This window comes from Planococcus rifietoensis, from assembly GCF_001465795.2.
Classification (GTDB): Bacteria; Bacillota; Bacilli; order Bacillales_A; family Planococcaceae; genus Planococcus; species Planococcus rifietoensis.
Map to the genome: position 1 here is coordinate 2,161,505 of NZ_CP013659.2, position 21,521 is coordinate 2,183,025.

The window sequence follows — 21,521 nt, forward strand, 5'->3', positions numbered from 1 at the left end:
CTAGCGCCTTCAATCGACAAGCGCTTCAAGTGAACGGACCATTTCTGCATCAATGAGTTGTTCCGAATCGACGACCAGAAACGATTGATATTGTTCCAGCTGCTGTTTCAGTTCATTCGTCAATCCATCTTTGCCGACCAAATACAGCGAAGCGTTGCGCCGTGCCGCTGCATTCGCCGCAGACAAGGCATCGGTGAAATTCGATGCCGGCGCCAAAACGGCTACGCGGCGTTCAGCGTCTTCCTCTTTCGTGCGCGCTTCGATCGACAAGCGGTCAGCGGCCAGCACAATATCGCTGCGCCCTGCCATCGCTTCGGTCGTTTCACGCGGCATGCGGCTGCCTTGCGACAATAAAATCGGGTATTGATTCTGCGCCGCAAAGACGGACGCGAGGGACACATCTTTGAACGTCGTGCCATCCGCAACGACTGCCCCCTCCGAATCGATGCGCTCAGAAACAAGTGCCGCTGTTTCATAGCGATTGGCGCCGCCGATGCGCTCCGTTTCCACACCCATTATCGATAATGCGTTCAATTGCGCATCCGAAATGACCGGTGCGCTGCCAAGGACGATGGCGTTCGTTGCCCCGAGCCGTTCAATCTCCGCTTTCGCGAATTCATTCAAACGGCCTTTTTCCGTAAACAATAACGGTCCGCCTTCCAAATAAGCGAGAGGTGCCCCGGACAAGGCGTCCGCAAAGCCTTCACCTGTTGCGAGCACGACCGTCTCTGCTGAATCCCATACCGCTTCCGACAATAACGCCGCCGTCTCAAAGCCATTTTCACCGCTGATTTTCGTCACCGCTGCCGCTTTCGGTTCGGGTTCTCCGCTATACGATGCAATGCCGCTGCCGCCATAGACATACACGGTGTCGTCGACAGAAGCGAGCAGTTCACTGCCTGAGGGCACGCCCTCCTGCGCCACTTGATTGCCTTTTGCATCATAGAATTTCAAGCTCCCGCCGCCGAGCACCACAGCACCGCCGGAAGGGGACAGCGCCGCCGCTTCCACGGAATGCTCCAGCACTTTATTGAATCCTCCGTTTGGTGCGGTCACTTGCAAGGCGCCAAGATGATACGGATTGCCGAGCGCACTCGTCCCTTGTTCTTGAAGCAATAGCAGACGGTGATCGCTTTGCTGCTGGTGGCTCAGAGCGGATTCGGTCACGACCGGCCGGTAGCGGTTCTCAAGCGCGCGGAACGAAGCTGAGCGAATCGGCTGGCGCAAGCGCTCGCTTCCTCTGGCATTTAAAAATACCCATTCCCCGGAATCCACAAATTCGACAATCGCACCGTCCGCGTCGGTTCCCGCCAACCGCACCTCTTGCGTCTCGGGCAAGGCTTTCTCATACACGACCCGTTCGTTGTCGAGCGACCGCGCAATCAATGTCGGCATCATCTGCTCTTCGTTTGGTGCTTTAATATAGTAGATGATGCCATCCTGTACGGCATAAGGTTCCAGCACATTAGTCGATTGCCACTCCTTACCGCCTGACAGCGCACGGCCATGGAGCGTCGAGCCGTCGAAATACATCAGATGCCCATTGGAAATGACCGCTTGGCGCAAATCACCGCCCGTCACATCCGCGACCGGCGTGCCATCGAGTTTATGCACAAGCAGCCGTGCGCCGAGATTTCCAGTAATGATCACATGTCCCGACTCAAGAGCGACAGACGCTCCCGAACCGCTCATGCGAAAGCCGTCTGCTAGCGTAAATGCCCCTGTTTCTTTGCCATCCGTTAAATCATGTACCGACACTTCATTTCCGGAAATGACGACAAACGCCCGATTGCCGATTGCATAATGCGCACCCTTCAGTTCCTTGCGCCATAATTCCTTGCCCGCCGCGTCATAACTGACGATCGCCTGCGCTTCCAGCTGATTCTCGAGCACCGCTATGATTTGTTTATCCACAACTGAAAGCTCGCCCGCTTTGACACCGCTAGGCAGCTTGACCAGCTCCCGGTATTCGGTTTCAGCCGCGAGCGCTTCGTGCGTGAAGAGACCTGTCCCTCCTGCTGCAGCGAGCAAGGCGATGCCTACCCCGATCTTGACCTGTTTCATGTACGTCCCCCTCTTCTCCTGGCTGTCTTCTTTCAGCCTAATGATAGAAGGTTAAGGAAATGTTAAAAAAACGAGAAAACGCCCCGGCTGGATTGTGGGAATCCAACCAGGGCGCAAAAAATCATACCGTTTCTTCGCGTTTCGGATGCGGCTGCGTGATATCGACCGCATACACTTCAATTTTATTGACCATCAAGTCTTTGATGCCGTAGACCGGACGTTCACGCTTTTCGACGTCCGCGACGAATTCGTTGAGCTGCTCCTGCAAAAAGACGCCGACCGGCTTTTGGGCGTCGGCGATTTGCGAGGCGGCATACTGGAAGGACGTCTCGAAATACAAATTGGAAATCTCGATTGCATTCAAGGTATCTTCGTCTTTATGTAAGCCGACCACTTTATAGTAATTGCCATATTCATCCCGCACCAAATCACTCTGTTCGATGTTCTGCATGCTCATCAAAATGCCTCCTTCAATTAGTCTGGGTTGGAATTGCCTCATTTACTCCTATAGACGGAACGAGGGGAGCTTAAACAAATTATTATTAGCGAGAGCCGATTACTTGTGAATAAATTAATTGGGTTAAATTCTTCATCAGGGCTTAGCCACAGCTGGGCTTTGGGCTAGCAATGAACTGGCGAAAGGAAGTTGAGCCGGTTCATTTGCGACGCATCTGTCCACAGATGCGGGAGCACGGTTTTCAATCTATGCCCCCAAAGAGTGAAAGGCTAATGCTGCTTGGAGATTTCATTGGGGCACGATGAGCGTGTCGGGTCTGGTTGTTTTATAGTATCTGCCTTTTTGGAAAAGTATAGTTTTAAGCTGAATCGGGATTTACCGAATACTTATGAGCAATGGCAAATGTGCGTAATTGCTTATCGTTTATGCTTACTCCAGTCATAAGGTTCTTTCGCCCAGTCCCATAAAAAATATAAAAGAAATATGATAATCCCGAACACTAGGGTGTTTACCCATTGGATTTCTCCGCCCAAAAGAAGATCCTTGAGCGAGAAGAAAAGAACTACTGCCAAGGCTATTTTCGCATTTTTCTTCAACATGCATTATCCCCCTTTTGTTGCTAAGCCGTAATGTGCACATTCTTCATGAATTGCTCTGACAGAACGATTTTTTTAGAGAAATGCACCAAAAATGAAGCTTCTGGGGCTTTCATCCGTATAGATGTATAGAGGTGAGCATACATGACTTTCCATTCGAAAATCGATTCCTTCTTTATCCGTTTCCTCCTGGCGGCAATCCTGATCATTGCCACTGTTTCGTTTGTTCCGCTACTGTTCGAGGATGCACCGTTTTCAGCTTTCGTAATCGTCACGGCTACATTCCTCCTGACCACCGCTCTCATCTTATGGATCACGTTCGCTATCCGTTACGTCTTTCTAGACCATCATCTGCTCGTGAAAGCCGGCCCTTTCAGAAGCCGCATCCCGTACGAAAGCATCTTGAAAGTTGCCCCGACTCGCGATATTTTCACCGGCTACCGCCTATTGTCGTCCCGTGATGCGCTGGAACTGATCAACAACAAGACCATGTTTGGGACGGTAAAAATCTCGCCGGAAAACCAGCACTCGTTTATAGAAGAGCTGAAGAAGCGTTGCCCTGATTTGAAGATTGATGGCAGACTTTCTTAAGCGGGCATTGACATTGCTTCGTATTTAATTAAATGCCACACCTTCTCTATTCACAAATTATACCTATATCCTATGAATATTGTCATTCAATAGCAAGGTCTTATTACACATAATTTTTGGTAAAGTTTGATGAGACATGCATGTGATTGAAAATTTCCTTTCACACTCGATATGCTTATTTCAGTATTAAAGAATTTATTTTCCGGTAATATAATGGATATTATATGATATATTAGTTCTATATAATTGCAATCCAGTTAATTATCGGAGGATCTGAAATGAAAAAACTAATTATCGCCATCCCGCTATTATCGCTAGCTATACTTGCGGTGTTAGTCATCAAGGCCAATTTCGGCGATTCGGAGACTCTCACCCTACAGGAAGCGGAAGAATCAGCAGAAACCGAAGCTTTGGCAATGTCCGATGCGAATGCAGCAAACCCGAAAAGCACATCCCACCAGCTCGGCTACAGCGAGTACGATGACTTAGAGCATTTTGTCACAACCGTTCATGGCCAATGGTTCGCCATCCATCCGGAACAACGCTTCACTTTTACTATTGAGGGAGAAAATCAGCTTCTTTTGTCGACCGTTGTGAAAGAAGTGAATCATTGGGAATCTGTTATCGAAGAGCGCGGTTGGACAGGGGAATTCGATCGGCTTCAAAGTACCGCGTTTCAAATTTCCAGCCCGCTCAGCGAACTCCACGACCAGCAAAAAGAAAACGAGCTAATCCATTTCCAGGAACAGCTCGACCTGATTTACAAGCGCATCGCAAGCGAATCTTAAAAAACTGGCGTCGCTCAAAACTATCATCCTGCCCGCCATTCTGCACTCTGGAATTGGCAGGCAGGATTTCTTATATTATTCCCATAAATTTGGATTACTTCTGAAATCAAGGGTATACAAAAAGGAAAGAAGCCAAACATTCCCACGAAAGGAGCTTGATGATGCCTTATTGCGAAAACTGTGGAACCGAGTGGAACTGGGGCGACTCGTTAAAGATCGGTTTCACAAACAATCGGAAATGCTCAAACTGCGGCGACCGGCAATATGTCGTGCCTGATAACAGACTAAGAACTTACCTATTGACCATGCTGCCTTTAATAATTCTTATTACGGCAAGCAACTACTTCGACTTCTCAACCCAACTTACGATCGCCATCGCCGCTGTCTTCTTCATCATCATGATGGGCGTTCTACCTTACACGGTTAAACTGTCGAACAAGCAAAAACCGCTATGGTGATAATTAAAAATAAATTAAGATAGGAGCGAATTGATGCCGAATTGTAAGAACTGCGGAACCAAGTGGAGTTGGGGAGACGCATTTAAAGTTTCCTTTTTGAACAAACGGATATGTCCGAAATGCGAAGAGATGCAGTATCTAAAATCACATACCAATGCAAAAAAGTTTTATGCAGCCGGGGCCTTCCTATTCATTGTGAACATCATACGCCCTTATTTGGATATTCCACTCAATCTGTTCACTCTTATTTTCACCTTATACGTTTGCGCTCTTTTTATCGTCTTGCCGTATAACACCCAACTCTCCAATCAACCGAAAACCCGCTGAAGAAAGGAAGTTTTTTTATGCCCCGCTGCCAAAACTGTAATTTCAAATGGAGCTGGAAAGATGTCATGGCGCTCAGTATGAAGGGCAAGAAAGAATGTCCGAACTGCCAGAAACGACAATACGTCTCCAGCAGATCGACCTTCTGGACCACGTTTTTAATTACCATGGGTTTTCTTATGCCAATGAACGTGCTGCGGTATTATTACGAAATTGGATGGCCATTGATCATTCTCGCTTTTGTGATTTATATCCCACTTGTGCTAATGCTTACGCCTTTTCTCTACAAACTATCGAACACAGGCAAACGCTTCGGTAAAACGGTCGAATAGCCGGCTAATTTAAGGTCTTTCAATTTCATACATAATTGCTTAACAGAAAGGGGGGATTGCATGGCTCAATGCCAAAATTGCGGATTCCAGTGGGACTGGAAAGATATGTTCAGACTATACTTTAAAGGGAAGCAAGAATGCCGAAACTGTCATACTCTCCAACATGCAACATACCAATCGAATTTCTGGAGTTCCATGCTATTTCTGATTCCTTTTGTGCTGGTGTTCAATTATCTCCTTATCTATATGGAAGTTGGTTGGCCGCTTCTTATCCTTTTCTTCATTGCATATGTATTGATTGCCTATTTATTAATTCCATTTTTGCTCAGACTATCGAATACGAAACATCGTTTTTGAAAATTTATTTAAACATAAAAAAAAACGCCTGAACAAAACTGTTCAGGCGTTGACTTTGGGTGTTTCAGGGTGCAAATAGCTGTCTATGAACTGCGTCGCTTCTTCAAGCGTTTTATATTCCCACGTCATGCCATTGGACATGTCGCGGATGACCAGTCCCCCGGTGCTTGGCTCGCACTGAACGATAAGCGTTTTACCGTCTTCGGAGTTGAAGGTCTGGGTAATGCGCACGCCGCGATATTCGAGAAGCGTGGATAAAAATGTGCGGATACTCTCTAACTTCATACGGAACGCCCCTTTCAGGTTTGTGGTCCGTGGCTCGAAATCCGTGCAGTCTTATGCTATTTCACATTATCATATTCAGAATAATTGCACGAGAGACTTTTTTCCTCTTTATGGACTAGAAAGCTCGACAAGTTTTGGCACGAATAGGTCCTCTTCCACTGCCATCTCCCAAATCGCGGAAGCCTCCTCCATCTCGAGTAGTTCCTTTAGAATCGCTTTCACGGCTATAGGATTGCGGCATGCTAGCTGTGCCGTCACAAAGCTCAGCATAATTAAAAGGCCGCCCCTGCGCTAATGGCAGGAACGGCCTTTCATTTTTCATAAATTAAACAGTCAATCCGCGTGCTTGGCGGAATTCAGTGATGCGCTCATCTTTGATGATGCCGTCTTCGATGACGATGGCATTTTGGACCATTTCAGACGTATGGCCTTCGAGCAACTCATCGAGCATTGGCGCAAAGCCGGTGCTGAGCACTTTCGTAATTGTATGCGGGAACATCGCCGGCGTGTTGTCGACGGCATAATGAATGACACCGTCTACTGTATAGACCGGGTTGTCGATCGTCGTCGGCGTCGAAGTTTCGATCTCGAGTTCCGGGTCGCAGCTGACATCAATGATCATCGCGCCTTTTTTCAAGCGCTTCAGGTCCTCGCGGTAGATGATGCGGTCGGTGCGCGTCGTGTCCCACATGATGCAGTTGACAAGCACATCGTAATCGACCATCTTCTCGCGGAACAACGCTTCAGCGCGGCGGCCGTAAACGTCCACCTCTGCACCCAGTCCGTGAAGGATGCGCATCGCGCCTTTGGCCGTATGGCCGTTTCCAAGAATCGCGACTCGCGTCTCGTACGGCATCTTGCCGCAATGCTGGTAAGCCTGCAGCACAGCTGCTTCGCCTGCCACTTCACGGTTGCGATAGAAAATATAGCGCCCGCCTTCGAATAACTCTTCCCAAGCAACGACCGTATGTTTGCCAGCAATTGCGCCGTCGGTGAACTTAACATCCTGGATCGCATGCGCCCAGCCGATCAACAACTTGCCTTCTTCCAATTGATCGAAATAATCCGCAAAGCCCAGTTTCACATCGACAATCGCATCGCAAGACAAGACTTCATCACGCGTGGCAATGTTCACGCCCATCGCACGATAATCCTCATCTGACAACCCGAGCACCTCGCCGTAGCCTTGCTCAAAATACAAGCGCTCCGGATGTGCCACTTGCTTCAAATCTGCCGGCAAAATCGCCCGCCGCTTCTCGTTATTTTTACGGCTAATTACAAATCCCATCGTCTTCAAAATTCATTCCTCCATTTTCTCTCGGCAAAGCCGTTAATCTCATATTATCATGAAAACCCTTTCAACGGCGTATTCTGACAGTGGTGTTTTTGTGTCCCTGTGCACCACACAATTTACCGAGTATGATTCGCGTGCTGGCGGCATTTTAGTGTGCGATTGTCCCTGTGCATTACACAATTCTGTATACTATTTTTCACCCGTCGATTATACTGAACGAGATTACATTTTCTATAAGAAAGAAGGGATTCCTATAAGCACATTTTTCATTTCTCCGTCTCCAGTTTCTTCATTCCCCAGCAGTTCCTCAGCCTCTATCCGAAACACCCCGCCTCCCGAACATCCTTACTGCCACCAACTGTCCAACACCTCCCAATCGGACGGTGGCTGCACATGACAAGAAGACGCGAGTTCAACCCCGATTCCTATTACCATGTCATCATGCGCGGCAATAACCGGCAGCCCATTTTTAGCACAAAAGAAGATATGAACGAATTAAAACGCGCCTTTTTATACACCCACAAGCGCTATCCGTTCACCATTCTCGCTTGGTGCTTCATGACCAACCATTATCATATTTTGATTAAACCGAAAGAGGATTCGCTCAGCAAAATCATGAGCATGGTCAATCGCCGCTATAGCTACTCCTACAGCAAGCGCTTCAATCATGTCGGGCGCATCTACCAAAGGCGCTTTTTCGCCAAGGAAATCGCTTCCGCTCACGGCTTATTGGTCGTCAGCAGCTATATCCACCGCAACCCTATCCAGACTTCCACGCCCCTGGTCACGCGCCTCGCACACTATCCGTATAGCTCGTTTCCATATTATTGGAACGAGGATCTGCCAGCCCCTCCGTTTTTAGACCGTTCCTTTCTCTCCACGCTCATGCCATTTCCTCACGAAAAAACCAACGCTTCCTATTGCCAATATTGCTTGAAGTACCGACAGAAAGTGGAAGAAGACATGAAGACGGAAGAGCTTGAAACGCCGGAGATGTAGAGTATGTGCGGCATTTGTCCCTGTGCGCCATACAATTTCGGCGTCGTTCTTTCTCGGAATACCAGGTGCTGCAAGGGTTCGGTGAAGTTCTATTTCTGATGCGTCCCTGTGCACCACACAATTTAAAGAAGCATCCAACCGTTTTAACGATTGGATGCTTCTTTTTTCTGTTGAATTGTGTCACGCACAGGGACATATCCGATCTGAAATCCTGCCACAACAGCGTTCCTGCCCTGTGAATTGTGTCGTGCACAGGGACATTTACCCCTTCATCCGGTTCAAGCAGAACTCCAAGTCCAGCTGCAGATGCGCTTTCATGAGCCGTTCCGCTTCGTCTGCGTCATGAGCAACGATGGCATCGTAGATTTCTTGATGCTCTTCGATCAACAGCGGCCGTTTGTGGTAGACGACCGTCTTGCGGAACAGGTAGATGATCGATTGCATGCGTTCGAAGATGTCGATCATGACCGGGTTGTTCGTCGCGCCGACGATGATTTCGTGGAATTCCTTGTTTGCCGCCATGACTTGTTCCATCGTGCCGGTGCGGCCGACTTCAACGCAGTTTCTCAGTTTGTCGAGATCGCCTTCAGTGAGATACATCGCACAATGGCGCACGGCGAAGCCTTCGAGCAGCATGCGCACTTGGAAGACGTCGCGCAGGTCGCTGTCGCTCGGGTTGACGACGCGTTTGTCTTTGATGAGCCCTTCCTGTTCGAGCTTGCGGATGGAATCGCGCACCGGCGTCCGGCTGATGCCCATTTCTTCGGCGAGCCGTTCCTCGACCAATTTCGTGCCTCGCTCGAGTTCGCCGTTGAGGATGCGGTCCCGTATGTATTCATATGCTTGGATGTACGCAAGCTGTGTGGATTTTTTTGTCATGCTAATCGACTCCTGGGTTATTTATTTCTCCTTACAAAGTATAAGTTCTATTGGAAAAATTTAAAAGCCACTATATTTTTTGTATACATTTTAAAATATTTTGTATACAAAATGAACAATAATGTGTACTATATTGATTAATACCAAAATGAAAGCGCTATTTTATATGGCAGCTTTGTGAATTTGAAGGGAGCAATCATCAATGAACAAAACGATAGGATTTATCGGGCTCGGGATTATGGGCAAGCCGATGTCATTGAATTTACTGAAAGCGGGCTACCAAGTATCGGTCAATGACCTCAACACACAAACGGTCGAAGTGCTCAAGGAAGCTGGCGCACAATTCGCGACACCTGCAGAAATGGGTGCAACTTGTGATGTCGTCATCACGATGCTTCCGGCGTCCCACCACGTAAAACAAGTCGTCCTCGGCGACAACGGCATTTTGACGAACGCCACACCGGGAACGGTCATCATCGATATGAGCTCGATCTCCCCTGTCGCTTCGGTTGAAATTGCCAATGAAGCTGCGAAGCGAGGCGTTGAAATGATCGATGCACCGGTCAGCGGCGGCGAGCCGAAAGCGATCGATGGCACCTTGGCGATTATGGCGGGCGGAAAAGAAAGCGTTTTCGAATCCGTCAAAGATGTTTTCGAATGCATCGGTTCCGATATCGTCCTTGTCGGCGATAACGGCAGCGGCGTCACCGCCAAACTCGCGAACCAAATTATCGTCAACTTGAACATTGCCGCGATGTCCGAAGCACTCGTGCTTGCAGCGAAAGCCGGCATTGACGTAGAGAAAATGTATCAAGCCATCCGCGGCGGCTTGGCCGGCAGCGCTGTGCTGGATGCTAAAGTGCCGTTGATCCTCGACCGCAATTTCGTCGCAGGCGGACGCATCGACATTAATTTGAAAGACATGACGAACGTGATGGAAACCGCACACGAAATTGGCGTGCCGCTTCCGCTTTCGAGCCAATTGGTCGAGATTTTCCACGCTTTGAAAGTCGACGGCAAAGCAGCCGACGACCACGGCGGAATCGTCCAATACTATGAAAAGTTAGCGAATGTCGAAGTAAGGAAGGTGTAACGGATGGCGCATTCTGAAATCCTAAACGCACACGATGTGCTTGCTTCCCTGCCAGCGATTCCGGATGTCACACAAGTCGACGCCTTGCTCGAGCAAGAGCTGCGCGATTTCAATAAAAAAATCATCGTGCTCGACGACGATCCGACCGGCGTGCAAACCGTCCACGGCGTTTCGGTCTATACCGACTGGACAGCGGAAAGCATCGACGCCGGATTTGCGGAACAGCAGTCGATGTTCTTCATTCTCACCAATTCCAGAGGCTTTACGGCAGCGGAAACACAACAAGCGCATAAAGACATTGCGCGCGTTATCCAAGAAACCGCCGCGAAGCACGATAAAGACTTCATCATCATCAGCCGCGGCGACTCGACCTTGCGCGGCCATTATCCGCTCGAGACTGAAGTGTTGAAAAACACGGTCGAATCCGCAACCGATCGTTCATTCGACGGCGAAGTCATCATGCCGTTCTTCCAGGAAGGCGGCCGCTTGACCATCAACAACATCCATTACGTCCAGGACGGCGAGCAGTTGGTGCCGGCCGGTGAAACCGAATTCGCGAAAGACCGCACGTTCGGCTACACGGCGTCGCATCTTGGCGAATGGGCAGAAGAAAAGTCAGACGGCGCCTTCAAAGCACAAGACGCGGTCTATCTGTCGCTCGAAGACATCCGCGCTTTGCGCATCGACCGTCTCGTCGAGCAATTGATGTCCGTTGCGGATTTCAATAAAGTGATCGTCAACGCCGTACAATATATGGATGCAAAAGTCGTCGTCATCGCCTTGATTCGCGCAATGAACGCCGGCAAGCAGTTTATGTTCCGCAGCGCAGCAGCATTGACAAAAATTATCGGCGGCATCAGCGACAAAGCCTTGCTGACGAAAGAAGAACTGATCACTGAACCAAGCGACAACGGCGGGCTTATCATGATTGGCTCCCATGTGAAAAAGACCACCGAACAATTCGAAGTGCTGAAGACGTGCGACTTTATCGAATTTATCGAGTTCGATGTCCATCTCGTCCTGCACCCAGAACAATTCGAAGCGGAAATCAAACGCGTCATCGACACGAGCGAGCGCTTGATTCGTGAAGGCCAGACGGTCGCTGTCTACACGAAACGCGAGCGGCTCGACCTCGGCGACAACCAGCAAGAAGAAGAATTAAAGCTGTCGGTGAAAATTTCGGACGCTGTCACAAGCATCGTCAAAAACTTGCACGTGCGCCCGAGCTTCATTATCGCAAAAGGCGGCATCACGTCGAGCGACATCGGCACCAATGGCCTAAGCGTCCAGCGCGCCACAGTCGCCGGCCAGATTCAACCCGGCATTCCGGTATGGCTAACGGGCAGCGAAAGCAAATTCCCTGGAATGGCTTACGTGATTTTCCCGGGTAATGTCGGCTCGAAAACTAGCCTAAAAGACGTAGCGGAAATCCTCCACGGATAAGCAAGGCGGCACTTGCCGCTTGCCATCCATGTAAGCGAATACAAGAAAAGGCGGTGTGTGAATGTTTATCCAAACAAAAGAAATGTTACAAGCGGCACAGGCCGGACACTACGCGGTCGCCGCATTCAATGTCTACAGCCTCGAAACTTTGCAGGCTGCAATCCATGCGGCGGAACAAGAAAACCAGCCCGTCATCATCGCGCTCGGCGAACGTTATTTCGGCACTGTCGACGTCGAAGGCTTTGCGGCACTGACGAAATCCTTAGCAGAAAAAGCATCCGTCCCGGTATCCTTGCACCTCGACCATGCGTACGAGAAAGAATCGATCGTCCGCGCGATTGCTTGCGGCTTCACGTCCGTCATGTACGACGGCTCGAAACATGAGCTCGAACAAAACATCGCCTACACGAAAGAAATCGTCGAACTCGCGCATCAGGCAGGCGTCAGCGTCGAAGCGGAAATCGGCTCCACTGCCCGCGGCGCGTTCTCCGATGAAGAAGAAGGCACCGGCGCTTTGACGGACCCCGCATCCGCTAAAGAATTCGTCGACCAAACCGGCGTCGATTTCCTCGCCGCATCGATCGGCACCCTCCACGGCATGTACACCGGCGAACCGGACATCAAGCTCGGGCTACTCGACGACATCCGCCAAGCGGTCGGCGTCCCGCTCGTGCTCCACGGCGGCTCGGGCACTCCGGACGATACGATGCAACAAGCGGTCGCCAAAGGTATTTGCAAAGTCAACGTCAATACGGAAGTGTCGCTCGCTGCGACAAACTATTTGAAACAAGCGGCTGATAACCCAATGCATCTATCCGATATGATGGCCGGCATGCAACAAGCCATCACGCCGGTCATGGCGCGATTTGTCCGTCTGTTGAAAAACCCGGATGCTTGAGGGAAGTTCTTGCAGATGGTTAAGCAGTCTATTTGAAGGAAGTTTTTGCATTCATTAAAAAATTAAGGCATATCTAGTCAGCGTCATTGGCTTCTAGGCTATAAGCTGCCCCACCAAACTTTACCGATAAGGGAGATGTTCACATGGTTACAGGAAATTTGTTGATTGTGATTTTTGTTCTGTCGCTCGCCGCTTTGTTTTTTGCCATTCTTAAATTAAAAATCGAGCCATTCCTCGCCTTGATTACCATTGCCGTGCTCACTGCGCTCGCAATCGGCATGCCGCTGCAAGACGTGGCATCGACCGTCACGACCGGCTTCGGCAACACGCTTGCAGGCGTCGGGATCCTCATCGGTCTTGGCGTCATCTTCGGCCAATTCCTCGGAGCGTCCGGCGCGGTTGAAAAAATCGCACAAGCCGTTTTGAAAGTGTTCGGCATCCAACGCTCCCCGGCAGGCCTCGCCTTGACAGGTACAGCCGTTTCGATTCCGGTATTCTTCGACGCTGCATTCGTCATCTTGAGCGGCTTGATCCGCTCGCTTTCGAGCAAAACAGGCATTTCCGTCGTCACGTTCGTTACCGCTCTTGGCGTCGGCTTGATCGTGTCGCACAATATGATCGCCCCGACACCCGGCCCGCTCGTCGTTGCGGAGAACACGGGTGCTGAACTTGGGCTCTTCATTCTCTACGGCATCATCGTCGCCATTCCAGCGACATTGGTCGGCGGTTATTTATACGGCATGTTCATCGGCAAACGCGTCAAGCATTCCGGCGAAGTCGAAGAAGTCACGATCGACAAAGCCGATCTCCCGAAAAAAGAAATCAGCACAGGTTTGAGTTTCTTCATGCTGGCATTGCCGATCGTCTTGATTTTGGCAAATACAGTATCTCAACTGTTGCTTCCTGAAACTTCTGTTTCCAGCTTTTTCGGATTTGTTGGTGAGAAAAACGTTGCCCTCTTGATCAGTGTGTTCGCAGCGATCATCTTCCTGCGCCCTTATATTTCCATCCCGAACAACCGCTTGTACAGCGAAGCCATCAACTCTGCCGGGATCATCATCCTAATCACAGGAGCCGGCGGTGCGTTCGGTGCCGTCATCAACAACAGCGGCATCGGCGACCATTTGATCTCCACCATGCAAAGCTGGAGCATTCCGGTACTCTTGCTCGCGTTCATCTTTTCGCAGATTCTGCGTGCTTCACTCGGCTCGGCAACTGTCGCGCTCGTCACTACTTCAAGCATTCTCGGGCCAATGGTCGGCGAACTCGGCGTCTCGCCAATTCTTTTGGGTCTTGCCATCTGTGCCGGCGGAATCGGCTTGTCCTTGCCGAACGATTCAGGCTTCTGGGTCGTCAACCGCTTCGGGAAACTCACTGTTCCCCAAACGCTTCTCGCCTGGACTGGCGGCGGCTTCATCGCCGGCGTCACAGCCCTGATCACGGTCTTTATCCTGAACTTGTTCTCAGGGATCTTGCCTGGGCTATAAGGAATTAAACATATGCAAAAAAGCCGCATCCATTTCGATGGATGCGGCTTTTTGAATTGTGTGGTGCACAGGGGCGTCCGAACATCGAAACCGCGCTGTGACAGGATTTCTGTCACTGGAATTGTGTGATGCACAGGGACCACCTATCCTGCCTACGCGAATTGTGTCTTGCACAGGGACGTTTTCTTTCTGATACCGCGCCACATCAGCTTTTCTCTCTTCTGAATTGTGTGATGCACAGGGACATCCAACCCACTCTACCCCAAATGCTTCTGCATAAATTCCATAATCATCGTATTCATGGAAATATGATTTTCCATCTTCTCGGTTTGATGTCCTTCGTCTTCGAAGATCACCAATTCCACCGGCTTCCCTTGACTCTCCAGATCTGCAGTCAGTTGCTCCGCTTCAGTTACGGGAACACGGGTGTCGTTTCGCCCATGAAACACCAATAAAGGCGCGGTGATTTTTTCGGTATGGTTGAGCGGTGCAATTTCTTCGAAAAAGTCACTATCGTCTTTCAACGAACCGTATTCAAGCTCGCGCAACGCCCGTCTCCACTCTCCAGTATTTTCAAGGAATGATTTAAAATGCGAAATGCCGACAATATCCACGCCAGCAGCCCAGACATCTGGATAATGTGTCAACGCGGCGAGTACCATGAAGCCTCCGTAGCTGCGCCCCATGATTCCGATACGCGTTTGATCCATTCCGTGGCAAGCAACCAGGTCTTTTGCCAAAGAGTTCAAATCTGCAACGGAATCCATCCGTTTCCGGACGTCATCCATTTGGACGTATTCGCGTCCGTAACCCATACTGCCACGGACATTCGGCGCTGCTACTGCAAAACCATTGGCAGCCAAGAACTGAATCACTGGGTTGAATTCCGCACGAATTTGATATTCCGGTCCGCCGTGCACATAAATGACCACCGGCTGGGAATGATCTTTCTTTCCGTAAAGGAAATACGGAACTTCCAAGCCATCAAATGAAGGGAAGCTATGCAATTCAGGCTCCACCCATTGCGCTTCGATTTCTTTTTCCTGCCCGACAAATGTCAGCCGTTCCGCTTGCTTATTATCCACAGAAACCTTCCACACATCACCAGGAATAATCGGGCTTTTCACGCCGATGATTAATTCTTCATCGTTGGACCAAGACAGCGAATCAAAGACTCCTGAAGGCGTATCTTCTATTAAATACGTATTGCCACTGACGATTTCATAGATGCCAAGGCGCGAGATGCCTCCCTCGTTTATGGTGTAGGCAAGTTTGGAATTATCCGGTGATATCCGGATTCCATCGATATCCCAGTCATCCACTTGGTGAACTTCAAATAACTCACCCGGTGTTTGGAAGTCGAATGACTGAATAGACATCGTGTTGCGGCCCGAATCCGACAGGAGAAACCCACCCGATCCATCTTCAAGCAGCTGAATGGATTGATGGCGCGCGGAAACTAAGCCGTTGCCGATTTTCGCTGTCGATCCACTATCCAAATCAAGTAAATAATACGACTGGTCAATATTCGTATCCGGCATGCTTAAAATCAACGCTCTTCCATTTTTAGTCCAACTTACAGGCGTGCAATTGCCTTCTGCCTCAAATACTTTTTCTTCTATTGAATCATCTAGATTTTTTACATATACGGTAAACTCACCTGGTGAACGCCGGTTGCTTGAATAGGCAATTTTCTGGCCATCCGGCGACCAGCCTCCGAAAATATGAAAATGTTCATCTGACACAACCACTGGTTCCACTTCCAAGGTTTCCAGATCCACCAAATGCAATTGCTGCTTTTCATTCCCATGATGGTCCATTGTAATGACCGCTGATTTTTCTGAAGGAGATGGATGAATTTCCATGACACGGTCGTTAAGATGTGTCAGCTGCTGGATTTCCTGGACATCAGGATCCCATTTCCAAACTTGTGGAAGTCCGCTTTTTTTAGATAAAAACAAGACGCCTTTTTCATGAGGCAGTGATTTCGGCTGCAGTGCGCCCGTTGCATTCAGGTAGGTCGATAAATGTTGATCGGTGAAAACAGTCATGAAACATTCTCCTCAATGATTGATTTTAAAAAAACTACCCGTTTAGTAATAAACGAGTAGTCCAACAATTGATATAAAAATAGAGGCAGCAGACAAACTCGATGTAAAGACCAACAGGTTTTGTGCAATTTTCGCCTTGAATTGCTTCAAGCCCTCATCGTTAGCTAACTGAAGGTTCGCTCTCTCTAAAGAGCGGGACTTCGCCATCGGCATGAAGAACGGCCCCATATTGCGAAAGCCGTCGATGAATAAATCCAAAAACCGACTTTGCCATATCTTGATCGAGGCAGTCAGCATCGCTGCCGCGAGACCGAAGAAAAATGCATAATTGATCCAATCGACCAGCGTCCAGCCGCCGAACCATTTAACCACCGTCCATATAGCCATTAAGATACCTGTCAATGCAATAAATCGTTTCATCTGCTCACCCCATTAGCTTTTTCCACCCGAAGAACGGGCGGATTTCAGCCATTTTTCATCATTATTGTGTTTTTTCAGCCCACTTCAAGTACGGGTAACGGTTGACATAGTAGGCAATGTTTTCGTAATCCTGGTTGACCATATACGTGTTTTTGTAGAAATAGACCGGCATAAACGGCATATCTTCCAATAGGATTTCTTCTGCTTGGTGAAGCAATTCGTAGCGCTTCGCCTGATCTTGTTCAACTTTCGATTCCGCCATGATGGAATCGTATTCTTCATTTACCCAGCCAGTGCGGTTGTTCGGGCTGTCGCCCAAATAGTAATCCAAGTTGACGACAGGATCCAAGAAGATTCCGATCCAACCCATGCGGGCCATTTGGAAATTCCCTTGTTTTGTCGTATCCAGGTAAGTTCCCCATTCCTGGTTCGCCAAGCTTACATCGACATCCAAGTTATTGCTGAGCATTTCCTGTACCGCTTCTGCTATCTTTTTGTGGTTTTCTGAAGTATTGTACATCAAGGTTACTTCAGGGAGCGTATCCCAGCCTTCTTCAGCCATGCCTTCTTCCAGTAATTGCTTAGCTTCTTCAATATTTTCTTCGAAATAATCTCCGCCGACTTCACGGAAATCGCCTTCTGGTGTCTCTGCACCCTCTGGTACCATTGCATAAGCTGGCGTTTCTCCAGCTAGCGTTACATTATCGGTAAGTGACTGGCGGTCAACCGCCATTGCAAAGGCTCTGCGGACTTTAGCATTGTTGAAAGGCTCTTCTTCTACATTGAACATGTACATATATGTTCCGTAGTATGGCACTTCCATGTATTCTTCATTTTCGCGTTCCGAAGCGATGACATCTGTCGGCAAGGTCATGACCAAGTCAAGTTCGCCTGTTTTGAACATTTGATAGTACGTTGTCGCTTCGTTGACCAACTCAAATGTGACTTTCTCCATTTTCACTTCTTCTTCACCATAGTACTCGTCGTTCTTTTCGATGACGACATTGCTTTCATGCTGCCATTCGGTCATTTCAAACGGCCCGTTGCTGACATAAGTATCCGCTTCAGCTGCCCAGTTTTCATCCGCTTCAACAGCTTTCTGTTGAACAGGGTAGAATGTCCAAAGCGTCAATAGGCTATCCATATAGCCAAGCGGTGCATTCAACTCCACTTCGAATGTCATATCGTCAACTGCAGTGATTCCAACATCCTCTACACTGCCTTCGCCTTTATTGTAAGCTTCCGCCCCTTTGATATAGTACATATAAAAGGCGAACGGGCTTCCTGTATCAGGGTTCAAGACGCGCTCCCAAGCGAATTCAAAATCGTTTGCTGTTACAGGTGAACCATCGGACCATTTTGCATCTTCACGCAAAGTGAAAGTATAAGTTTTGCCATCTTCTGATACCGAGACATCTTCAGCTGCGCCAAGCACCGGGTTGCCTTCTTCATCGCGTGTATACAAACCTTCGAAAATATGATCCAGTACCCACCCCGATGTCGTATCTGTCGCAATGGCCGGATCGATCGCCGGCGGTTCAGTCATCGCATTGACGACGATCTCCTGTTTGATGTCCGAGTCGCCGCCGCTATCGCCTGATTGCGCAGTGTCTTCGCCGCCACCTCCGTAGCAGCCTGCGAGTGCCGTGGACGTTGCGAGCATGATGCTGATTGGAAATAACCATTTCTTCATATAATTCTCCCCTGTCTATTTTTAATATAAATGACAAGCAACCCAATGCTCGTCTTCTACCTGTTTCCATTCCGGGTCTTTAGCAGCGCAAATATCCATGGCGTGAGGGCAGCGTGTACGGAACCGGCAGCCGCTCGGCGGATTCGTCGGACTCGGCGGATCGCCCATCAGCACGATGCGTTCGCGTTTCGCAGTTCGCGGGTTGGCTTTTGGAATCGCTGAAAGCAAAGCTTGTGTATACGGATGAAGCGGGTTGCGGAACATATCGTCACTATTCGACAGTTCCATCATTTTCCCTAAGTACATGACACCGATGCGGTCACTGATATGCTTGACCATGCCCAAATCATGGGCAATGAACAGATAAGTCAGCCCTTCCGTTTCTTTCAACTCTTCCATCAAATTGATCACTTGCGCCTGGATGGATACATCAAGAGCGGAAATTGGTTCATCTGCAACAATGAATTTCGGCTCTACCGCAAGTGCCCTCGCGATGCCGATCCGTTGCCGCTGCCCACCGCTGAATTCATGCGGGAAGCGCTTAGCGTGCTCTGGACGCAAACCGACACGCTCCAGCAATTCGTAAATTCTCTCGGTGCGCTGTTTTCCTTTCGCCAATTTATAGGCATCAATGCCTTCAGCAATAATTTCACCGACACGCATTCTTGGATTCAAAGACGCATGGGGATCCTGGAAAATAATTTGCATCTCCTTGTTTACATTGCGTGCCGTTTCGCGGTCTAGATCGAGTACATTCTGGTCGTTATAGATAATCTCTCCTGAGGTTGGCGACTGCAAGCCGACCAGCGTTTTGCCGAGAGTGGATTTGCCGCTCCCGCTTTCGCCCACGAGACCGAAAGTTTCACCACGCCGAATTTCGATCGAGATGTCATCAACCGATTTGACGGTTTGGCCATCTTTGACATTGAAATATTTTTTTAATGAGCGTATTTCCACCAAATTGTCCTGTACAGCTTTTGTGTTGGCATCTGTCAGTTCTTTCACCATTTCTGCCCACTCCCTACTGTCTCAGCTTGTTGTTTTTCCTGTGTTTTCGGGGCAAACTCATGATCTACTTTCGGAGACCGTTCATCGTTGAGCCAGCATTTCGCGTGATGGCCTTCGTTGATTTCAAACGCTCCAGGCATCTTCTCAACACAAATGTCCATTGCAAATTCGCAGCGTGGGGCAAAAGGACAGCCTTTAGGCGGAGCGAATAAATCAGGCGGAGAGCCTTCAATCGGAATCAATTTCTTTTTCTCCGGACCTTCAACATCAGGTATGGAATTGAGAAGGCCCCATGTATACGGATGTTTCGGATTCTCAAACAGATCAAATACCGTTCCGCTTTCAACCATCATGCCGCCATACATGACCATGACCCGCTGTGCAGTTTCTGCCACGACGCCAAGGTCGTGCGTGATGAGGATAATCGATGTATTGGTTTTTTCTTGAATGTCTTTCATTAATTCCAGCACTTGCGCTTGGATCGTCACATCAAGTGCGGTTGTCGGTTCATCGGCAATCAATAAATCCGGTTTGCAGGCAAGCGCGATAGCGATCATCGCTCGTTGCCGCATGCCGCCACTGAATTCATGCGGATACTGATGATAGCGTTCCTCAGGGTTCGGAATGCCGACCAATTTGATCATTTCGATTGCTTTGGCTTTCGCTTCTTTTTTGGAAACATTTTGGTGGGCGATGACGCCTTCTGCGATTTGTTTCCCAACGACCATGGTCGGATTCAAAGAAGTCATCGGGTCCTGGAAAATCATCCCGATTTTCGAACCTTTAATTTTGCGCAGCTCCCTTTTGGAGAGTTTCAGCAAGTCTTGTCCTTGAAAATCGATGGTGCCGCCCTTGATGATGCCGGGCGGGGTCGGGATGAGCCCCATGATCGTTTGAACGGTAACACTCTTCCCGCTTCCGCTTTCTCCGACAATCGCAACCACTTCACCTTTATTGACATGAAACGATACGTCCCGAACTGCCTTGACTTGCCCGCCATATGTCTTGAAATTCACTTCCAGATTGTTTACTTCCAGTATTCGGTCCATCGTTTTGCCTCCTTACTTCCGTGCTCGTGGATCAAGAGCATCTTGAATTCCATCACCCAGTGAATTGAATGCAAACATCGTCAGCGCGATCATGAATCCTGGGAAGAATAACCTCCACCACTGTCCGCTTAGGATAACGCCAAGCGAATCGTTCGCCATCGTTCCCCAGCTGGCAAATGGCGCTTGAACACCGAGTCCGAGAAAGCTTAAAAAGGCTTCCGCAAAGATAGCTGTCGGGATGGTGAACGTTAGATTGATGATGATGATGCCCATCGTATTGGGCAATAAATGACGGGAAATGATTTTCGGATGCGAAGTTCCGAGCTTTTCCGCTGCCAATACGTATTCCTGTGATTTTAATTGTAGAATCTGCCCGCGGATAATCCGGGCCATGCCAACCCATCCCGTAATGGATAGGGCAATGATGATCGTGACGATCCCTGGTTCCATGATGACCATCAGCAAAATAACGACCAATAGATATGGAATTCCGTAAAGAATTTCGACGATGCGCATCAGGACATTGTCTACCTTATCGCCGGCTTTCCCGCGCCCTGCCATATAGCCGGACACTCCACCGATGATGACGCCGAGTGCTAAATCGATAAACGCTGCGACAAATCCGATGGTCAACGAGACGCGCGCTCCTTGCCATGTGCGTGCCCACATATCACGGCCGAGGTCATCGGTACCGAACCAATGATCAGCGGATGGAGGCTGGTTGGTATTGGTCAACTCCTGTTCAGATGCGCTATACGGTGTCATTGCCGGGCCGAACAGGGCAAAAAAGATAATGATCGCGAGTAAGATTAATCCCAAAAGCGCTAATTTATTTTTTATAATACTGAGAAATGTTTCTTTCCAAATTCCAAGGCTTGGGCGTTCAATGACATCTGTTTGCTGCCTTTCCGGATCAATCGGCCGGAATAAAGCGTCGTCCCCTACTTTTACCACC

General features: G+C 49.1%; 23 protein-coding genes. 11 read left to right on the plus strand and 12 right to left on the minus strand.

Features of this window, described 5'->3' with window-relative positions; all coding sequences use genetic code 11:
• Nucleotides 1-9 precede the first annotated feature (9 nt).
• From AUC31_RS10760 to AUC31_RS10770, 3 genes are all read right to left on the minus strand, one after another.
• Nucleotides 10-2,064 carry a cell wall-binding repeat-containing protein gene (locus AUC31_RS10760; protein WP_058383199.1) on the minus strand — a complete coding sequence of 685 codons (2,055 nt, stop codon included), beginning with the start codon at nucleotides 2,062-2,064 and terminating at the stop codon, nucleotides 10-12.
• 121 nt (nucleotides 2,065-2,185) lie between these two features.
• Nucleotides 2,186-2,521: a hypothetical protein gene (locus tag AUC31_RS10765; protein WP_058383198.1), complete on the minus strand. Its 336-nt coding sequence runs from the start codon at nucleotides 2,519-2,521 to the stop codon at nucleotides 2,186-2,188.
• Nucleotides 2,522-2,937: 416 nt separating this feature from the next.
• Nucleotides 2,938-3,120, minus strand: coding sequence for a hypothetical protein (locus AUC31_RS10770; RefSeq protein WP_058383197.1), 183 nt, complete (start codon nucleotides 3,118-3,120; stop codon nucleotides 2,938-2,940).
• Between the two features lie 141 nt (nucleotides 3,121-3,261).
• Here AUC31_RS10770 and AUC31_RS10775 point away from each other — a divergent pair, with 141 nt between their 5' ends.
• The 6 genes from AUC31_RS10775 to AUC31_RS18040 all read left to right on the plus strand — a co-directional run bounded on the left by AUC31_RS10775 (nucleotide 3,262) and on the right by AUC31_RS18040 (nucleotide 5,967).
• Nucleotides 3,262-3,708, plus strand: coding sequence for a PH domain-containing protein (locus AUC31_RS10775; protein WP_058383196.1), 447 nt, complete (start codon nucleotides 3,262-3,264; stop codon nucleotides 3,706-3,708).
• A 278-nt stretch (nucleotides 3,709-3,986) separates the two neighbouring features.
• Entirely contained in the window at nucleotides 3,987-4,496 is a 510-nt protein-coding gene (locus AUC31_RS10780) for a hypothetical protein (RefSeq protein ID WP_058383195.1), read from the plus strand.
• Between the two features lie 161 nt (nucleotides 4,497-4,657).
• A complete protein-coding gene (locus AUC31_RS10785) occupies nucleotides 4,658-4,954 on the plus strand; it encodes a TIGR04104 family putative zinc finger protein (RefSeq protein ID WP_058383194.1) in 297 nt (98 codons plus the stop codon).
• 33 nt (nucleotides 4,955-4,987) lie between these two features.
• Complete coding sequence (locus AUC31_RS18035) at nucleotides 4,988-5,281, plus strand: TIGR04104 family putative zinc finger protein (RefSeq protein ID WP_058383193.1); 294 nt, start codon at nucleotides 4,988-4,990, stop codon at nucleotides 5,279-5,281.
• Nucleotides 5,282-5,358: 77 nt separating this feature from the next.
• A complete protein-coding gene (locus AUC31_RS10795; RefSeq protein ID WP_237150765.1) occupies nucleotides 5,359-5,610 on the plus strand; it encodes a TIGR04104 family putative zinc finger protein in 252 nt (83 codons plus the stop codon).
• A 105-nt stretch (nucleotides 5,611-5,715) separates the two neighbouring features.
• On the plus strand, nucleotides 5,716-5,967 hold the full coding sequence (locus AUC31_RS18040) for a hypothetical protein (RefSeq protein WP_418054985.1): 252 nt from the start codon (nucleotides 5,716-5,718) through the stop codon (nucleotides 5,965-5,967).
• Between the two features lie 42 nt (nucleotides 5,968-6,009).
• Here AUC31_RS18040 and AUC31_RS10805 read toward each other — a convergent pair whose 3' ends face one another.
• Both AUC31_RS10805 and AUC31_RS10810 read right to left on the minus strand, forming a co-directional pair.
• Nucleotides 6,010-6,252, minus strand: a complete 243-nt coding sequence (locus AUC31_RS10805) for a hypothetical protein (protein WP_058383190.1) — start codon at nucleotides 6,250-6,252, stop codon at nucleotides 6,010-6,012.
• Nucleotides 6,253-6,577: 325 nt separating this feature from the next.
• On the minus strand, nucleotides 6,578-7,540 hold the full coding sequence (locus AUC31_RS10810; protein ID WP_083509236.1) for a N(5)-(carboxyethyl)ornithine synthase: 963 nt from the start codon (nucleotides 7,538-7,540) through the stop codon (nucleotides 6,578-6,580).
• Nucleotides 7,541-7,939: 399 nt separating this feature from the next.
• On the opposite strand from AUC31_RS10810, the gene AUC31_RS10815 reads away from it, so the two are divergent.
• Entirely contained in the window at nucleotides 7,940-8,545 is a 606-nt protein-coding gene (locus AUC31_RS10815; protein ID WP_058383189.1) for an REP-associated tyrosine transposase, read from the plus strand.
• A gap of 261 nt (nucleotides 8,546-8,806) precedes the next feature.
• Here the strand turns inward: AUC31_RS10815 and AUC31_RS10820 are convergent, their stop codons facing one another.
• Nucleotides 8,807-9,424 (minus strand): GntR family transcriptional regulator, encoded by a 618-nt coding sequence (locus AUC31_RS10820; protein ID WP_058383188.1) that lies wholly within the window; start codon nucleotides 9,422-9,424, stop codon nucleotides 8,807-8,809.
• 202 nt (nucleotides 9,425-9,626) lie between these two features.
• Between AUC31_RS10820 and garR the strand changes: the two genes are divergently transcribed.
• From garR to AUC31_RS10840, 4 genes are all read left to right on the plus strand, one after another.
• Nucleotides 9,627-10,517, plus strand: coding sequence for a 2-hydroxy-3-oxopropionate reductase (gene garR, locus AUC31_RS10825; protein ID WP_058383187.1), 891 nt, complete (start codon nucleotides 9,627-9,629; stop codon nucleotides 10,515-10,517).
• Nucleotides 10,518-10,520: 3 nt separating this feature from the next.
• Complete coding sequence (locus AUC31_RS10830; RefSeq protein ID WP_058383186.1) at nucleotides 10,521-11,960, plus strand: four-carbon acid sugar kinase family protein; 1,440 nt, start codon at nucleotides 10,521-10,523, stop codon at nucleotides 11,958-11,960.
• A gap of 61 nt (nucleotides 11,961-12,021) precedes the next feature.
• Entirely contained in the window at nucleotides 12,022-12,858 is an 837-nt protein-coding gene (locus AUC31_RS10835; protein ID WP_058383185.1) for a class II fructose-bisphosphate aldolase, read from the plus strand.
• Nucleotides 12,859-13,001: 143 nt separating this feature from the next.
• On the plus strand, nucleotides 13,002-14,345 hold the full coding sequence (locus tag AUC31_RS10840) for a GntP family permease (RefSeq protein ID WP_058383184.1): 1,344 nt from the start codon (nucleotides 13,002-13,004) through the stop codon (nucleotides 14,343-14,345).
• Between the two features lie 257 nt (nucleotides 14,346-14,602).
• On the opposite strand, the gene AUC31_RS10845 is transcribed toward AUC31_RS10840, so the two are convergent.
• The 6 genes from AUC31_RS10845 to AUC31_RS10870 all read right to left on the minus strand — a co-directional run bounded on the left by AUC31_RS10845 (nucleotide 14,603) and on the right by AUC31_RS10870 (nucleotide 21,520).
• Nucleotides 14,603-16,396: a S9 family peptidase gene (locus AUC31_RS10845; protein ID WP_058383183.1), complete on the minus strand. Its 1,794-nt coding sequence runs from the start codon at nucleotides 16,394-16,396 to the stop codon at nucleotides 14,603-14,605.
• Nucleotides 16,397-16,438: 42 nt separating this feature from the next.
• Nucleotides 16,439-16,816, minus strand: a complete 378-nt coding sequence (locus AUC31_RS10850) for a DUF3899 domain-containing protein (RefSeq protein WP_058383182.1) — start codon at nucleotides 16,814-16,816, stop codon at nucleotides 16,439-16,441.
• 61 nt (nucleotides 16,817-16,877) lie between these two features.
• Nucleotides 16,878-18,509 carry a peptide ABC transporter substrate-binding protein gene (locus AUC31_RS10855; RefSeq protein ID WP_058383181.1) on the minus strand — a complete coding sequence of 544 codons (1,632 nt, stop codon included), beginning with the start codon at nucleotides 18,507-18,509 and terminating at the stop codon, nucleotides 16,878-16,880.
• 21 nt (nucleotides 18,510-18,530) lie between these two features.
• Nucleotides 18,531-19,517: an ABC transporter ATP-binding protein gene (locus tag AUC31_RS10860; protein ID WP_058383180.1), complete on the minus strand. Its 987-nt coding sequence runs from the start codon at nucleotides 19,515-19,517 to the stop codon at nucleotides 18,531-18,533.
• Nucleotides 19,511-20,566 carry an ABC transporter ATP-binding protein gene (locus AUC31_RS10865; RefSeq protein WP_058383179.1) on the minus strand — a complete coding sequence of 352 codons (1,056 nt, stop codon included), beginning with the start codon at nucleotides 20,564-20,566 and terminating at the stop codon, nucleotides 19,511-19,513. The genes AUC31_RS10860 and AUC31_RS10865 overlap by 7 nt, the downstream gene beginning before the upstream one ends.
• Nucleotides 20,567-20,578: 12 nt before the next feature.
• Nucleotides 20,579-21,520 carry an ABC transporter permease gene (locus AUC31_RS10870; RefSeq protein ID WP_058383178.1) on the minus strand — a complete coding sequence of 314 codons (942 nt, stop codon included), beginning with the start codon at nucleotides 21,518-21,520 and terminating at the stop codon, nucleotides 20,579-20,581.
• Between the last annotated feature and the right edge of the window lies 1 nt (nucleotide 21,521).

What these genes read in the sequence shown, in the direction of transcription:
- AUC31_RS18035 (WP_058383193.1), top strand. Translation starts at nt 4,988, where the DNA reads ATGCCGAATTGTAAGAACTGCGGAACCAAGTGGAGTTGGGGAGACGCA.
- AUC31_RS10775 (WP_058383196.1), top strand. Translation starts at nt 3,262, where the DNA reads ATGACTTTCCATTCGAAAATCGATTCCTTCTTTATCCGTTTCCTCCTG.
- AUC31_RS10795 (WP_237150765.1), top strand. Translation starts at nt 5,359, where the DNA reads ATGAAGGGCAAGAAAGAATGTCCGAACTGCCAGAAACGACAATACGTC.
- AUC31_RS10830 (WP_058383186.1), top strand. Translation starts at nt 10,521, where the DNA reads ATGGCGCATTCTGAAATCCTAAACGCACACGATGTGCTTGCTTCCCTG.
- AUC31_RS10855 (WP_058383181.1), bottom strand. Translation starts at nt 18,509, where the DNA reads ATGAAGAAATGGTTATTTCCAATCAGCATCATGCTCGCAACGTCCACG.
- AUC31_RS10865 (WP_058383179.1), bottom strand. Translation starts at nt 20,566, where the DNA reads ATGGACCGAATACTGGAAGTAAACAATCTGGAAGTGAATTTCAAGACA.
- AUC31_RS10770 (WP_058383197.1), bottom strand. Translation starts at nt 3,120, where the DNA reads ATGTTGAAGAAAAATGCGAAAATAGCCTTGGCAGTAGTTCTTTTCTTC.
- AUC31_RS10815 (WP_058383189.1), top strand. Translation starts at nt 7,940, where the DNA reads ATGACAAGAAGACGCGAGTTCAACCCCGATTCCTATTACCATGTCATC.
- AUC31_RS10860 (WP_058383180.1), bottom strand. Translation starts at nt 19,517, where the DNA reads ATGGTGAAAGAACTGACAGATGCCAACACAAAAGCTGTACAGGACAAT.
- AUC31_RS10765 (WP_058383198.1), bottom strand. Translation starts at nt 2,521, where the DNA reads ATGAGCATGCAGAACATCGAACAGAGTGATTTGGTGCGGGATGAATAT.
- AUC31_RS10850 (WP_058383182.1), bottom strand. Translation starts at nt 16,816, where the DNA reads ATGAAACGATTTATTGCATTGACAGGTATCTTAATGGCTATATGGACG.
- AUC31_RS10785 (WP_058383194.1), top strand. Translation starts at nt 4,658, where the DNA reads ATGCCTTATTGCGAAAACTGTGGAACCGAGTGGAACTGGGGCGACTCG.
- garR (WP_058383187.1), top strand. Translation starts at nt 9,627, where the DNA reads ATGAACAAAACGATAGGATTTATCGGGCTCGGGATTATGGGCAAGCCG.
- AUC31_RS10820 (WP_058383188.1), bottom strand. Translation starts at nt 9,424, where the DNA reads ATGACAAAAAAATCCACACAGCTTGCGTACATCCAAGCATATGAATAC.
- AUC31_RS10810 (WP_083509236.1), bottom strand. Translation starts at nt 7,540, where the DNA reads ATGGGATTTGTAATTAGCCGTAAAAATAACGAGAAGCGGCGGGCGATT.
- AUC31_RS10760 (WP_058383199.1), bottom strand. Translation starts at nt 2,064, where the DNA reads ATGAAACAGGTCAAGATCGGGGTAGGCATCGCCTTGCTCGCTGCAGCA.
- AUC31_RS10805 (WP_058383190.1), bottom strand. Translation starts at nt 6,252, where the DNA reads ATGAAGTTAGAGAGTATCCGCACATTTTTATCCACGCTTCTCGAATAT.
- AUC31_RS10840 (WP_058383184.1), top strand. Translation starts at nt 13,002, where the DNA reads ATGGTTACAGGAAATTTGTTGATTGTGATTTTTGTTCTGTCGCTCGCC.
- AUC31_RS10835 (WP_058383185.1), top strand. Translation starts at nt 12,022, where the DNA reads ATGTTTATCCAAACAAAAGAAATGTTACAAGCGGCACAGGCCGGACAC.
- AUC31_RS10780 (WP_058383195.1), top strand. Translation starts at nt 3,987, where the DNA reads ATGAAAAAACTAATTATCGCCATCCCGCTATTATCGCTAGCTATACTT.
- AUC31_RS10845 (WP_058383183.1), bottom strand. Translation starts at nt 16,396, where the DNA reads ATGACTGTTTTCACCGATCAACATTTATCGACCTACCTGAATGCAACG.
- AUC31_RS18040 (WP_418054985.1), top strand. Translation starts at nt 5,716, where the DNA reads ATGTTCAGACTATACTTTAAAGGGAAGCAAGAATGCCGAAACTGTCAT.